The 13757-nt window shown below is 63.5% G+C and carries 16 protein-coding genes; 7 read left to right on the forward strand and 9 right to left on the reverse strand.

The annotated features are described in order from the left end of the window. Positions 1-268 precede the first annotated feature (268 nt). The 3 genes from nadA to nadC are packed head-to-tail and all read left to right on the forward strand — an operon-like array spanning position 269 to position 3806. Positions 269-1348: a quinolinate synthase NadA gene (gene nadA / locus E4M07_RS12305; protein ID WP_136658650.1), complete on the forward strand. Its 1080-nt coding sequence runs from the start codon at positions 269-271 to the stop codon at positions 1346-1348. Beyond that, positions 1345-2946 (forward strand): L-aspartate oxidase, encoded by a 1602-nt coding sequence (locus E4M07_RS12310; protein ID WP_136658651.1) that lies wholly within the window; start codon positions 1345-1347, stop codon positions 2944-2946. The genes nadA and E4M07_RS12310 overlap by 4 nt, the downstream gene beginning before the upstream one ends. Beyond that, positions 2943-3806 (forward strand): carboxylating nicotinate-nucleotide diphosphorylase, encoded by an 864-nt coding sequence (gene nadC, locus E4M07_RS12315; protein ID WP_136658652.1) that lies wholly within the window; start codon positions 2943-2945, stop codon positions 3804-3806. Before E4M07_RS12310 ends, nadC begins: the two co-directional genes overlap by 4 nt. Here the strand turns inward: nadC and E4M07_RS12320 are convergent. The 9 genes from E4M07_RS12320 to E4M07_RS12360 all read right to left on the reverse strand — a co-directional run bounded on the left by E4M07_RS12320 (position 3803) and on the right by E4M07_RS12360 (position 10059). Then, entirely contained in the window at positions 3803-4783 is a 981-nt protein-coding gene (locus tag E4M07_RS12320; RefSeq protein ID WP_136658653.1) for an NAD regulator, read from the reverse strand. The two genes, nadC and E4M07_RS12320, sit on opposite strands and share 4 nt — an antisense overlap. Beyond that, positions 4773-5303, reverse strand: a complete 531-nt coding sequence (locus E4M07_RS12325; protein ID WP_136658654.1) for a tyrosine phosphatase family protein — start codon at positions 5301-5303, stop codon at positions 4773-4775. The genes E4M07_RS12320 and E4M07_RS12325 overlap by 11 nt, the downstream gene beginning before the upstream one ends. Positions 5304-5312: 9 nt before the next feature. Beyond that, the gene (locus tag E4M07_RS12330) at positions 5313-5936 is read right to left on the reverse strand and encodes an HD family hydrolase (protein ID WP_136658655.1); all 624 of its coding nucleotides are present in this window, start codon (positions 5934-5936) and stop codon (positions 5313-5315) included. A 1-nt stretch (position 5937) separates the two neighbouring features. Continuing rightward, positions 5938-6786, reverse strand: coding sequence for a folate-binding protein YgfZ (locus E4M07_RS12335; protein WP_136658656.1), 849 nt, complete (start codon positions 6784-6786; stop codon positions 5938-5940). Between the two features lie 82 nt (positions 6787-6868). Continuing rightward, positions 6869-7633: a hypothetical protein gene (locus tag E4M07_RS12340; RefSeq protein ID WP_136658657.1), complete on the reverse strand. Its 765-nt coding sequence runs from the start codon at positions 7631-7633 to the stop codon at positions 6869-6871. A 39-nt stretch (positions 7634-7672) separates the two neighbouring features. After that, positions 7673-7933, reverse strand: coding sequence for a hypothetical protein (locus E4M07_RS12345; RefSeq protein ID WP_136658658.1), 261 nt, complete (start codon positions 7931-7933; stop codon positions 7673-7675). Between the two features lie 99 nt (positions 7934-8032). Then, positions 8033-8413 carry a TIGR02301 family protein gene (locus E4M07_RS12350; protein WP_136658659.1) on the reverse strand — a complete coding sequence of 127 codons (381 nt, stop codon included), beginning with the start codon at positions 8411-8413 and terminating at the stop codon, positions 8033-8035. 100 nt (positions 8414-8513) lie between these two features. After that, positions 8514-9512: a DUF3179 domain-containing protein gene (locus E4M07_RS12355; RefSeq protein ID WP_136658660.1), complete on the reverse strand. Its 999-nt coding sequence runs from the start codon at positions 9510-9512 to the stop codon at positions 8514-8516. A gap of 97 nt (positions 9513-9609) precedes the next feature. Beyond that, positions 9610-10059 carry an NUDIX domain-containing protein gene (locus tag E4M07_RS12360; protein WP_136658661.1) on the reverse strand — a complete coding sequence of 150 codons (450 nt, stop codon included), beginning with the start codon at positions 10057-10059 and terminating at the stop codon, positions 9610-9612. A 107-nt stretch (positions 10060-10166) separates the two neighbouring features. Here E4M07_RS12360 and E4M07_RS12365 point away from each other — a divergent pair, with 107 nt between their 5' ends. The 4 genes from E4M07_RS12365 (at position 10167) to cysS (ending at position 13730) form a co-directional block, all read left to right on the forward strand. Next, the gene (locus E4M07_RS12365; protein ID WP_136658662.1) at positions 10167-10718 is read left to right on the forward strand and encodes a DUF2799 domain-containing protein; all 552 of its coding nucleotides are present in this window, start codon (positions 10167-10169) and stop codon (positions 10716-10718) included. A 12-nt stretch (positions 10719-10730) separates the two neighbouring features. Beyond that, a complete protein-coding gene (locus E4M07_RS12370) occupies positions 10731-11495 on the forward strand; it encodes an SOS response-associated peptidase (RefSeq protein WP_136658663.1) in 765 nt (254 codons plus the stop codon). Positions 11496-11543: 48 nt separating this feature from the next. Then, positions 11544-12158 carry a LysE/ArgO family amino acid transporter gene (locus E4M07_RS12375; protein ID WP_206057265.1) on the forward strand — a complete coding sequence of 205 codons (615 nt, stop codon included), beginning with the start codon at positions 11544-11546 and terminating at the stop codon, positions 12156-12158. A gap of 201 nt (positions 12159-12359) precedes the next feature. Beyond that, positions 12360-13730 (forward strand): cysteine--tRNA ligase, encoded by a 1371-nt coding sequence (gene cysS, locus E4M07_RS12380; protein WP_136658665.1) that lies wholly within the window; start codon positions 12360-12362, stop codon positions 13728-13730. Positions 13731-13757: the final 27 nt, after the last annotated feature.

The raw sequence follows: 13757 nt of genomic DNA on the forward strand, positions 1-13757 counted from the left end.
GGCGCTGCCGTCAGACTATGTGACGCCGCAGCGAATGTACGGAGCGCCCGGCGGCGCTGTCAAAGCAGCATTTTTGACCAACCCATCAAATTAATTGATCAAACGGTCAAGTTGCATTCGTGCGCATTAATTGTCGCACCCCGGGCAATTCGGCTTGCAATATGCGCCCCGGGGCCCTATGTAAATTTCGTCCGGCGCTGCCGGGTTTTATTTCGACCGACTTATGCTCATATTGAGCAAAAGCAGGAAAATGGCAAGGAGAGGCGCGATGAACATGCTCCAGACAGCCAAGGAAATCCGGACGGCACAGTCCGTGCCGAGCGCTCTTGAGCGGTTCGGCGACATCGACATGCCCGATCTTGAGTACACGCCGGCGGTCGCGCGCGAAACAGAGCATCTTTACGCCCGCGTCAAGGATCATATCCCGGCCATCGAGTGGCCGGTCTTTGCCCCTTATGTCCACGCGATCAACCGGCTCAAGAAGGAGCGGGGTGCCGTGATCCTGGCGCACAATTACCAGACGCCCGAGATCTTCCACTGCGTCTCCGATATTGTCGGCGACAGCCTTCAGCTTGCCCGCGAGGCCGGCACCGTCGATGCCGAGATCATCGTCCAGTGCGGCGTGCATTTCATGGCCGAGACGTCGAAGCTGCTCAATCCGGAAAAGACCGTACTGATCCCCGACATGAAGGCCGGTTGCTCGCTGTCGGAATCGATCACCGGCGCGGATGTCCGCCGCCTCAAGGTCGCCAATCCGGGCGTTCCCGTCGTCACATACGTCAACACCTCTGCGGACGTGAAAGCGGAAACCGATATCTGCTGCACCTCGTCCAATGCGCTGGCCATCGTCGAGAGCCTCGAGGAGGACACGGTGCTGTGCATTCCGGATGAATATCTGGCCATGAACATCGCCAAGCAGACATCGAAGAAGATCCTGACCTGGAAGGGGCATTGCGAAGTGCACGAGCGCTTCACCGCCGACGAACTGCTTGCCTACAAGGAGGCCGATCCGAACATCCAGATCATCGGCCACCCGGAATGCCATCCCGATGTGATCGAGGTCTGTGACTTTTCCGGTTCGACATCCGGCATGATCAACTACGTCAAGGAAGAGCGGCCACAGAAGGTCCTGCTGGTTACCGAATGTTCCATGGCGTCCAATGTCGAGGCCGAGACCCCGGGGGTCGAGTTCGTCAAACCCTGCAATCTGTGCCCGCACATGAAGCGCATAACCCTGCCGAAGATCCTCGACAGCCTCGTCTTCATGAAAGAGGAAGTCACCATAGATCCGCGGATCGCCGACCGTGCCCGCCTGGCCGTCGAGCGCATGGTCAATCTGGGAAAATGACGAGCACGACCGTCTTTTCGCCGCGCTCCTGGGCCGGTATCGATGACGTTGTCATCGTCGGCGGCGGCCTTGCCGGTCTTTTCTGCGCGCTGAAGCTCGCGCCGCGGCCGGTCTCGGTTCTGGCCGCCGCGCCGATCGGGCAGGGGGCCTCGTCCGCCTGGGCCCAGGCCGGCATCGCCGCGGCCATCAGCGAGGGCGACACGACCGAGAAGCACCTTCAGGACACCATTGCCGCCGGCGCCGGTATCGTCGACGGGAAGATTGCCGGCACGATGATTGCCGAGGGGCCGGACCGTATCGACGACCTCTTGCGCTACGGTGTGCCTTTCGACCGCGACCTTGAGGGCCGTCTTGCCGTCTCGCGCGAGGCGGCGCACCGGGAAAGCCGGGTCGTCGGCGTGCGCGGCGACATGGCCGGCAGGGCGATCATGGAGGCGCTGATCGCCGAGGTACGAAAGACGCCCTCCATCAGGCTGCTTGAGGGCTATGTCGTCGAGAAGCTGATGACCGAAGGCCGCTATGTGACGGGTGTGGTAGCCCGGCCGGAGCGGGGCAAGTCGAAAAACCGCCTGGCGTTTCCGACCCGCGCGGTCGTCCTTTGCTCGGGCGGTATCGGCCATCTCTATACAGTGACGACCAATCCCGGTCAGTCCAGCGGCGGCGGAACGGGCATGGCGGCGCAGGCCGGTGCCGTCATCGCCGATCCGGAATTTGTCCAGTTCCATCCGACGTCGATCAACGTCGGACGCGATCCGGCGCCGCTCGCCACCGAGGCGCTGCGCGGCGACGGCGCGACGCTGATCAACGGATCGGGCCATCGCTTCATGGCCGACTTGCACGAGGATGCCGAACTGGCGCCGCGCGATGTGGTCGCACGCGGCATCTTTGCCGAGGTCCAGGCGGGGCGCGGTGCGTTTCTCGATTGCACAAAGGCCATCGGAACCGCGTTCGCCGACCGTTTCCCGACCGTCTACAACTATTGCCGCGAGGCCGGCATCGACCCGGCGAGCGAGCCCATACCGGTGGTCCCGGCCGCCCACTACCATATGGGCGGTATCCTGGTCGACGCCGACGGGCGCACCTCGCTCGACGGGTTGTGGGCGGCCGGCGAGGTGACCTCGACCGGCGCGCACGGCGCCAACCGGCTTGCTTCCAATTCGCTGCTCGAGGCGGTGGTTTTCGCCGGACGCATCGCCGAGGACATCCAGGGGCTGCTGCCCGCTCCGAAATGCGACAACTGGGCAAGTCCCGCCGATGAATCGGACGATGTCGTCACGGAAAGCGACAGCCCCGAGCTGCAGTGCCTGCGGCGCACGATGAGTAACTGTGCCGGCGTGATCAGGGATCATGACGGCCTGACGGCCGCCGCGCGCATTATTGCCGATCTGGAGGCCAGGAACCACAAGGCGCGCTTCGGCAACATGCTGACGGCAGCAAAATTCGTCGTGGCTGGGGCATTGCGGCGCGCGGAAAGCCGCGGCGCGCACTTCCGCTCGGATATGCCGGACGCCAGCCCGCAGTGGCAAAAACGCACCTACCTGACACTTGCCGACGCCGACGGTGTCATTCGCGACGCAGCCGAAAGGGTCGCGGCATGAGCGAAGCGTTGTCGAATTCCCTTTCGCCGCTTCTTGTGGAGGAGAGCGTGCGCGCGGCGCTTGCGGAGGATCTCGGCCGTGCCGGCGACATCACCAGCCAGGCGACGATCGGCGCCGGTGCGACGGCCCGCGCCGTCATAGCGACAAGGCAGGACGGCGTCCTTGCCGGCTTGCCGCTCGCTGCCTGCGCTTTCCGGACCACCGATCCGGGCCTCGCCGTTGAACCGGAATGCGCGGACGGCGAGCGGATATCGGCCGGGTCCGTATTGGCGCGGGTCGAGGGCAACGCCCGCAACATCCTGGCGGCCGAGCGCGTGGCGCTGAATTTCCTGATGCACCTGTCCGGCATCGCGACGCTGACGGCGGTTTATGCCGGCAAGATCGCGCATACGGGCGCGCGCGTCTGCTGCACGCGCAAGACGATCCCCGGCCTGCGCGTTCTTGAAAAATACGCCGTGCGCTGCGGCGGCGGCCGCAACCATCGATACGGCCTCGACGATGCGGTGCTGATCAAGGACAACCATATCGCCGTCTCCGGCGGCGTGGCCGCGGCAATCGAGGCCGCCCGATCGCACTGTGGCCACATGGTCAAGATCGAGGTCGAGGTGGACACGCTGGATCAGCTCGACGAGGCGCTGACCGCATCGCCGGACGCGGTGCTGCTCGACAACATGTCGCCCGCCGAACTGTCCGAGGCGGTGCGCCGCAATGCCGGGCGGGCCGTCCTGGAAGCGTCCGGCAATGTCGACCTGTCAACCGTCGCTGCGGTCGCGGAAACCGGCGTCGATTATATCTCGACGTCGAAAATCACCATGTCGGCGCCGCCGCTCGACATCGGTCTCGACATCGAGCCGCTCTAGCGCCCGCCGACCTTGATGCCCGGCGCCGGCCGTTCCTCGAGGATTTCCCTGCGGAACCGATAGAGCGCCGCCGGGCGCCCGCCCGTCGCGGTGCTGGTCGCGCCGGTCGTCTCGACAAGCTTTGCGCCTTCCACCAGGCGCCGGAAGTTCTGCTTGTGAAGGTGCCGGCCGGAAATCGCCTCGACGGTCGACTGCAGCGTGGTGAGTGTGAATTCCGTCGGCATCAGCTCGAAAATGACGGGCCGGTACTTCAGTTTGCCCCGCAGCCGCGCCATGGCCGTTGCAAGAATGCGCCGGTGATCGAGCCGCATCTGGCGCCCGAGCGGCGCCGGCGAACGCGTGTCCGCGATCCTGCCGTCCGCCACGGCCTCCTCCACGAGGCCCGCCTCGTACAGCAACTCGTAGCGCTCCAGAACCCGTTCCTCGTCCCACGGGAAATCGTCGTCGCCGAAGGCGAGCCGCAGGCGCGAGCGCCGGTTGGGAAGCCGCCCGGCGCTTTCGTGCCGCGGGCGGTCGGCCCACGCGCGGAGCGCCGGCAGGATGGTTGCGTCGAGTATGCCGGGGCGCCCGGCGCGCCAGTCTTCCCAGGGAAGGTAGCCGTACCAGTTGCGCCACTGCGCTCCGCCGCGCTCAAGCGCGCCCGTCTGCTCGCCGTCGTTGCGGGTGAGCGCCAGATAGCCGACGGAGACGATGTGAAGGTCGACATCATCCGGCTGCTTGTGCCGGCCGCGATCGCCGAATGTATAGAGCTGCTCGACATATCCGAGATGCAGGGCCGTTTGCTTTTCGACAGAGGCGCGCAGGCCGGTCTCGAAAGTCCGGTGGAGAAGCGGGTCGAAGGAGCCGAGCGGCAGTCCGTCGGGCACATTCCTGCCATCCGCATCCTGTGTGACGACGAGAATCTGGGGGTCATTGCCCTCCACAGCGACGATGGCCGCGTTGAGGCCGATTTCAACCGCTGTGGAGTCAGTTGCCATCGGTTCTGATCTCCAGCGGCAGGATGAAGGGCTGCCCCTCGGCAGCCTCCGCGCCGCGTCCGATCCCGGCGATCGCCTCCACCATCCGGCCCTCGCGCGCAAGCGCGCTGTCGGCCAGCATGATCATGCGCGAATTCGGCGTCGCTGACGGCGACCGTCGCCTGAGTTCCAGCGCAAGATCCGTTTCATCGAGGTCCGGATTGAGCGCCAGGGCGACGATGTAGGCCGCGGCGGTGGACCGCGAGATCCCCATCCAGCAATGGATAAGAAGCGGCGCCGAGCGGTTCCATTTTTGCGCGAACGTGATCAGGCCCGAAATGTGGTGATCGTCCGGCGGACGCAATCCGTCGATCCGGGCGCTGATGTCATTCATGTCCAGGTGAAGATGGCGGTCCGGCAGTATGCCGGGCGGCCGCCGCACGTCCTGCTCCTTCGACAAAAGGGTGACCATTTCCCGCGCCGCGTGCACCCGGGCCGTGGGGGAAAGTTTCGAGAGGGAGCAGACGACGATATGCGGCATGGCTGACCCTTATGCGCGTTTCCTGGCGTGCCCGCGAAGCGTTTCGATTTCGTCGTAGCGCCGGACGAAATCCCCTTGCACCTCCGTGGCCGGCAGCGGATCGAGCGAGACCATATCACGGCTTATTCCGCGCGGTCGCCCGAAAAGTTTCGCGGCCTCCTTTTCCGAAAAGCCGGCCAGCTCGGTCGCTTCGAAAAAGGCCGAGATGCGGTCGGCGCGCTTGATCAGCGCCTTCAGTGCCTTTGGCGTCACGGGCGGCAGGCCGAAGCGAAGATGCACCGCTTCCTCCAGCCGCCTTTCGACCTTCTTGTAGTCGCCGCCCATGATCGCCTTAAAAGGCGAGATCATGTCGCCGATGACATATTCCGGCGCATCGTGCAGCAGCGCCACGAGGCACTCGTCAGGGCTGGCGGACGGCCGCAAGCGCAGGAAAATCTGTTCGACAACCAGCGAATGCTGGGCAACGGAGAAGGCGTGATCGCCGATCGTTTGGCCGTTCCAGCGGGCAACACGGGCAAGACCGTGGGCGATGTCGGTGATTTCGACATCCAGCGGCGAGGGATCGACAAGGTCCAGCCGGCGACCGGACAGCATCCTTTGCCAGGCGCGTGGTGGCGGATTGGCTGGTGGCATCTCAGGCCTCGCCCGCAATTTCGTCCGCTGCCAGGGAAAGGCCGCTCCACGCCGGCAGGCTGGCGACCACCGGGACGTTGCCGGCAAGCACCGGCGTGCCGCTTTTCATGGCTGCAGCCACCTTGTCGACCCGCACGAGCGCCAGGCCGCGGTCGCCGGCTGCGGTGCCGAGCGTGCCGACCGGACGGCCATCCGCGGTAAGCGGTGTGCCGGTATCGGGCAGGGGGGCTTGCGCCGCGACGATTGCGATGCGGCGCCTGGCGGTGGAGCGGTGCTGCATGCGCGAGACGACCTCCTGGCCGACAAAGCAGCCCTTCTTGAAGGAAATGCCGCCATTGAGATCGAGCAGAATGTCGTGCGGGAAGGCGTCCGACAGGGCGTAATCGGGGCCCGCCTCGGCGACGCCGTTTTCCACGCGAAGACGGTCGTAATCGGCGCGCGGCGCGGTCTGTGCCGGTGCGGCACCATAAAAACGGAAGACGTCCGCATCGCCCTTGAAGCGGTCGTCCCGAAGCCAGCCTCCCCGAGGTTCTCCGCCCCAGGCCGCATGGACCGGCTTGTCCTCCACCGGCGCGATCTCTGCCTTGGCGCGCAGCCGGTACAGCGTCATGCGCTGCTGGAACCCGGCAACCTGGTCCTGCGTGAGGTCGAACAGGAAGCGGTCCGATCCATCGCGCGATACCAGGAACTCGAACAGGATCTTGCCCTGTGGTGTCAGCAATGCGCCGGGTCGGGCAACACCGTCCGGCAGGTTTTCGACATCGCAGGAAATGACGTCTTGCAGCAACATCTGCGCGTCGTCGCCGGAGACACCGACAAGCGTGCGGTCGGTTAGTGCAACACAGTGCATGACGCCCCTAGTCTAGTTTGCGTTTGTTCAGCAAAACCGTAGGTAGTCCGGCAAACGATGTTGGGCAAGAGGTCTCTTTTGCCTAGTCCCCTGCGACGAAGAATTTCCAGTCGCCTTCCGGTCCGATTCCGGTGCGATAGAAGATATAGGCGCCGAAACCCCTCATGTCCTCGTAGTCGCCGGCCGTGATGATGCGGTAAAGCTCGACTTTCTGGCGGTCGTCCAGCCGCTCGAGCGGCAGGGCGTAGAAATAGGGCCACAGATAAAGCTCCTCCGGCTCGCCCGGATCGAGATGCACATAGCCGGCACTGAAGATGTCGAGCAGGATGGCCAGCAATTCCTGACCCTCTCCGTCGCCGGAGGTCTCCTTGAGGAATTCGATCGGATCGCCCTCATAGCCGGCGATCGACAGCTGGGTCTGCGATACGCCGGTTCCGAGCAGCGGTCTCAGCCCCTCGATATTGCCTTTTGACGCTGCTTCGATAATCAGCTCGCGCATGCGCCGCACAGGCGCCGGAAGCATGTCGGTATCGTAGATGACGGCGACGTCCTCTCCGGGCCCCGGAGCTGCCTCGTCTATCGTTACGTCGGTTTCGAATTTATCGCCGGGCTCTGATTCAGTATCGATCGGGATCCCGGGCTGCTCGTCATCGGGAGACGCTTCGTCTTCCGCTTCCGTTTCGCCGACAACCCTCAGCGCCAGCTTGTCTGTGTCTGATTCAACGCGGTCATATTGAAGGAGGCTTGGCTTTGCCGCCGCATGGGCGGGCCCGTCCGGAAGCGGGCTCAACAGCAGCAAAGCCGTGATCCCACCGACAACGCATCCGGCTCCCCGCGTTTTCGGCATCCCTGCAGCCGCTCCCAGTGCACCGCCGGCAGGCCTGAATTACTGGATCAGACGCTCCGGCGAAAATTCTCCCGTCAGCATGCGCCGCTTCAAATCCTCGAGCATCGCCTCGGTGGCGTCCTCGCCGAACAGCTTGACCGTCTCGCGCATGACCGTCACAAAAGCCGCGTCCGCGATGATTTCCGGTTCGATGCCGTCGGCAACGCCCTCCGCCCAGGCCTCGTTCTGATGTTCAAGGGCGGCTTGCATTTTCTCGTAGACGATCATTTCGTCTATTTCGGACAAACTCGTTTCTGTCATATCACCACCTGGAGATTTAATCTCCACAACTTCCCGATCTTAAAGTAACACGCAAATCACAGCAGAAACGGCGCAGTCAAAGATCAGGTTAACAAATTACTAATTCCCGTAGCGTGCAATGATCTCCGATGCAAGCTCAAGCCCTTGCTTGCGGTAAAGTTCCTCGGCTTCTACCGCGACGCTGTTGCATTTTCGGTGCACCGACGCGAACGACCGGTAGCCCTTGTTGAATGCCGCCACGAACCGCGCCCGCCGGTCCGGATCAGTCGCCTCGATATCGATCAGGCTCTGCATCTTGGCGCGCCAGCCCTCGTCGGAGCCAAGGCATAGTTTGCGCAGGTAATGCACCGAACCGACGATTTCGGAAAGCCGGATCAGCCGCTCCTCATAGGGCGGTTCGACCGTCTGCGCGGCAACCGGGCCGACGGCAAGAAACAGTGTAAGGGCTGCTGGCGCAGCCGCATTGCAAAGACGTTTCATGGCGCAGATTTAGCACGGAAGGGAAATTCCGCGAAAGCGGCATTGTGCAATGAACCTTAACGATTGCCGTATGTTCGATTCCGCCGGCCGGCGGCAATGCCTATTCGCTGGCCGCCTTTTCGATTTCGGTGTCCGGCATGAAGGCGTGGGCGACGAATGCGAATGTCACATCGTAGGGCACATCTTTCCCGTCGCGTTGCACGGTGATATTGCCGACTTCGCGCCCGGCGGCGATATTGGACGTGTCGAGCGCCGAGGACTGTCCTTCCTGCCAGGCGATGGTAAGGCCGCGCCGTTTCAGCGGTCCTTCTTCACGCACCTTCAGCATGGTCACGGCGATCGGTTCGCCGCCGTCGCGGACGACGACGACCCGTGCCATTGCGGGAATATCCTTCGGCAACTCGCCCCGGTAGAGGAACGGCCGGTTCAGCGTGTCGTAGCCTGCGTAGGGGTTTCTCCCATAATCGCGCATGCGGGGATTGTTGGGCACGAGCACCTTGCCGCCCGGGTGGCGGGCCTTGAAATTCTGCCACGATTCAAGCCGTGAAGGTACGAGTTTCAGTTTCGTGCCGGTCAGTTCCCCAGCGATCGCCTCGCCGGTAAATTGCTGCCACCAGCTTTCGGTGCGCCGGTCATACATGACGAGATCGGAATTGCGCAGTTTGCCCGTGGTGCCGAACGTATCCGGCGCACCGTTGACCCGGCGGTCGAAGACCAGCGCGGCATTGCACAGCGGGCAATAGGTCACCGTCACGGGAACGCCGCCGACGGTGTCGTTGACGATCTCGTGCCACATGAGGATGCGCAGCGGATAGGCACGCGCATCGCCGTTGATCTCCAGTCCCATGACGGGTTCGCGATCAACCAGGTCCTCAATCTCGGAGACAGGGACGAAGCTCGGGCTGTCGATTGACGGAATGCCGTCCTTGGGCGGACCGCCCGACATGATTTCGGCGTAGTCGATCGTGTGCTTTGAAAAATCCGTCGACCAGCCCTCCCGGCTCCACGCGTCCGGGTTCGACTTGGCTGCGCCGGCCGTCAGCAGTAAAAAGGTCAGAAACGTTGCACCGAACCGGATGATTGGTTGCGCGGCGGCCATGGCTCGTCCTCCGGATTGTTCCCGGGGCAATCTAGCAAGGCCATCGAGCGTGCAGCCACTCAACGGTCCTCACAATTTCTTGATGCCGGTGGCCCGATCAGGCTTCCATCGAGAGCACGCGCGGCTCGGCCTCCAGGCCGTGCAGGTCGATATATTCGATGCATTCCACGACGCTCGGCGGCGTCGGAAGGGTCCGGATTTCGTCAATGGTGAACCAGCCGGCAGCGACTGCATCGTCGGCGGCGACCGCCTGTTGGCCATCCTCGGCCTCGACGAGGTGGACCGCGAGCACGTAGTGGCTTTCCAGCAGACCGTCGGCGTCGTGGGCAATCAGATCGTATAACCGGAAAAACCGGGCATTGTGGCCCCTTATTCCGGTTTCCTCCTCGAGTTCGCGTATCGCCGCTTCCTCTAGCTGTTCACCGGGCTCCACCTTGCCGCCCGGAAAGGCGTAGAGGCCCTGCGACTGGCCTTGGCCGCGCTGCACCAGCAGAAAGCGGTCATCGCGCCGCAAAATCGCGGACACAGCGATCCGGGGATAAGCCATATTCGAAACTTCCTTGCCGCGTCCTGCTTGCTATGGTGTCTAACGGTCATTCGCCGTGATTCATCCTATTGAAGTTTCGGTACGGAAAACAGTCAGAGAGTGCCGCAATGCGATCCATCAGACTGAATGCCGCGATTTGTGTGCTTGCCGTTCCGCTGGCGTTGTCAGCCTGCGCCACCCTCAACGAGGCGGAGTGCCAGACCGCCAACTGGCGCGATCTCGGACAGCGCAACGGTCAGCAGGGCAGGGCCTCGTCCTATATCGTCGAACACGAGAAGGCCTGCGCCCGATACGGAACGCCGGTCGATGCCGCATCCTGGCGGGCCGGATGGGAAGTCGGCATCCGGCAGTATTGCCGGCCGCAAAACGGGCTGATCGTCGGCCGCGAGGGCAAGTACTATGCACAGTCCTGTCCGGCCGATGTCGCTCCCGGTTTTCTGAGAACCTATGCGATCGGCAAGCGGGTCTACGATGCCCGCCAGGAGCGCGACCGGGTGCGCGGCGAGATAGACGATCTCACAAGCAAGATTGCCGAAACCGGCGACGAGGGCGAGCGCGCGCGGCTGGCGACGCAGCTCTCGTTCAAGCAAAACGAGCTGTTCCTCGCCCAGGAACGGCTGCGCGACGCGGAAATCGAGGCCGACCGTGTGGCCTTCTAGGAACAATTGCCCATGTGCGGACGCTTTTCGCTGATCCAGTCGGCTGACGCGCTGGCCGCGTTCTTCGAGCTGTCGGAGATCGAACGGCACGAGCCGCGCTACAACATCGCGCCAACGCAACCGATCCTGATGGTCGCCGCCGGTGACGGCACGGGCCGGCCCCGCGGCACCAACTTGCCGGACCGCAGGGCGCTGCTGGTTCGCTGGGGCCTTTTGCCCTCATGGATCAAGGACCCGAGGGATTTTCCGCTGGTCATCAACGGGCGTTCGGAAACCGCACAGCAGAAGGCCTCCTTCCGCGGGCCCATGCGCCACTGGCGGACGCTGGTCCCGGCGTCGGGCTTCTATGAGTGGCGCCGAACCGGCCGCGGCAAACCCCAGGCCTACTGGGTGCGTCCGCGCGACGGCGGCATCGTCGCCTTCGCCGGCGTGATGGATTCGCTGCTGGCGGCGGACGGATCGGAGATCGACAGCGGGGCGATCTTGACGACATCCGCAAACGCGGCACTCGCGCACATCCATCACCGCATGCCCGTCGTCATCAGACCACAGGACTTCAGCCGCTGGCTTGATTGCAGGACCCAAGAGCCCCGCCATGTGACCGATCTCCTTGTGCCGGCGGACCCGGATTTCTTCGAGGCTGTTCCGGTCTCCGACAGGGTCAACAAGGTCTCCAACATGGGACCCGACCTTCAGGAACACGTTGACATCGCCGACGAAAATACCGAAGTAGCCGGCGACGAACTGGAAGACGGCAATCAACTGTCGCTGTTCTAGCGGCTCTGTTTTCACGACAGACAGGAAACAAGGATGTTCGACCATCCGATTACTGGAGCGGCGATAGCGGGATTTCTGCTCGGCGGCTCGCTGATCATCGCCATTGGCGCACAGAATGCCTTCATTCTGCGCCAGGGCCTGGTGCGCGCGCATGTCTTCGTCGTCTGCCTGATCGCCGCTGTATCCGACGCTCTCTTGATTGCGGCGGGCGTCGCGGGCCTAGGCACGGTCGTCGCCCGTTCGCCGGTTCTCATTGGCGTGGTGACAGTCGGCGGCGCCATTTTCCTGGCCGGATACGCCGTGCTCGCCTTCCGGCGCGCGCTGCATCCGCACGGCCTGGAGGCGGCGAACAGGACGGCGGCGGGTTTCTGGGCCGCGGTGAGCACCTGCCTTGCCCTGACGTTCCTCAACCCGCACGTCTACCTCGACACGGTCCTGCTGATCGGCGGGATCTCCGGCGGGTATCAGGGCACTGCGCGGCTGGCTTTCGGGCTCGGTGCCGGCGTGGCCTCCTTCGTATGGTTCTTTGGCCTCGGCTACGGTGCGCGCCTGCTCGCGCCGGTTTTCGTCAAGCCCTTCGCCTGGCGCGTGCTCGACATCATCATCGGTCTCATCATGGCCGGCCTGGCCGTCGGCCTCCTGCTGCGTTTTGCTGATTCATGATGGATTAAAGATCGTTGGCGGCATGACTTGACGTTGCGGCCGCGAACGGCGATAAGTTGCGCCATGAAAACGCTTCGCGGCCCCGCCGCAATTTGCATCTTCTGCATTATTATCCGCTAGCCAACCGCTGGCCCGGCTGTTTTCGTCTCAAATCCGTGCAAAGACAAACGCCCTGGCCAGAGGCACAAGGGAGTTTGACCTATGGGCGATCGACGCCTTCAACTGCACAATACGCTGACGCGCGAGAAAGAGGACTTTCATCCGATCGATCCGAACAATGTGCGCATGTATGTGTGCGGTCCGACGGTCTACGACTTCGCGCATATCGGCAATGCGCGCCCGGTCATCGTCTTCGACCTCCTGTTCCGTCTGCTGCGCCATCATTTCGGGGCCGACCACGTCACCTATGTGCGCAACATCACCGACGTGGACGACAAGATCAACGCCCGCGCGGCGCGGGATCATCCGGACAAGCCGCTCAACGAGGCGATTGCCCTGGTGACGGCCATGACGGCGGACCAGTTTCACGCCGATGTCGGCGAACTCGGTTGCCTTGAACCGGATTTCGAACCGCGGGCGACGCAGAACATCCCGCAGATGATCGAAATGATCGAAGCGCTGATCGAAAAGGGCCATGCCTACGAGGCCGGCGGCGAGGTGCTGTTCGATGTCACCTCGACGCCCGATTACGGCGAGTTGTCCCACCGCAGGCTGGAGGACCAGCAGGCCGGGGCGCGCATCGCCGTCGACGACCACAAGAAGAACCCGGGCGATTTCGTGCTGTGGAAGCAGTCCTCCGGGGACGAGCCCGGCTGGCCGTCTCCCTGGGGCACGGGCCGTCCCGGCTGGCACATCGAGTGCTCGGCCATGAGCGAGCGCTATCTGGGAAAGGTGTTCGACATTCATGGCGGCGGTCTGGACCTGATCTTTCCGCACCATGAGAACGAGATCGCCCAGTCGCGCTGCGCCCACGGCACGGAACGCATGGCCAATGTGTGGATGCACAACGGCTTCCTGCAGGTCGAGGGCAAGAAGATGGCGAAAAGCGAAGGCAACTTCGTCACCATCCACGAACTGCTGGCGAGCGAAAAATTCGGCGGCCGAAGCTGGCCGGGCGAGGTGCTGCGGCTGGCCATGCTGATGACGCACTATCGCGAACCGATCGACTTCTCCCAGCGCAAGCTGGAGGAGGCGGAGCGGCTTCTGGATAAATTCGCCCGGCGTGCCGGCGACGCGCCGGACGATGCGGCCCCCGACGCCGATGTCATCGAGGCGCTGTCGGACGATCTGAATTTTCCGGGGGTGCTTGCCAGGCTGAGTGCCCTGGAGGGTTCGGCATTGGCGTCAACGATGAAAATGCTCGGTTTTTCCGAATACAGACAAGCCAAGACGACGGATGTCGACGAGGCGGTGATCGCCGAGCGTATCGAAACCCGGCTTGCCTTTATCCGCGACAAGGACTGGGCGAGCGCCGATGCCATCCGCGATGAACTCGCGTCGAACGGCATCCAGCTGAAAGACGGCAAGGATCCGAAGACCGGTGACCGCGTCACCACGTGGGAAGTGCTTTAGCGGCACCTGTGTGCCGCCAGACCGATG

Source organism: Nitratireductor sp. XY-223, from assembly GCF_004959855.1.
In the GTDB taxonomy this organism is placed as follows: Bacteria; Pseudomonadota; Alphaproteobacteria; order Rhizobiales; family Rhizobiaceae; genus Hoeflea_A.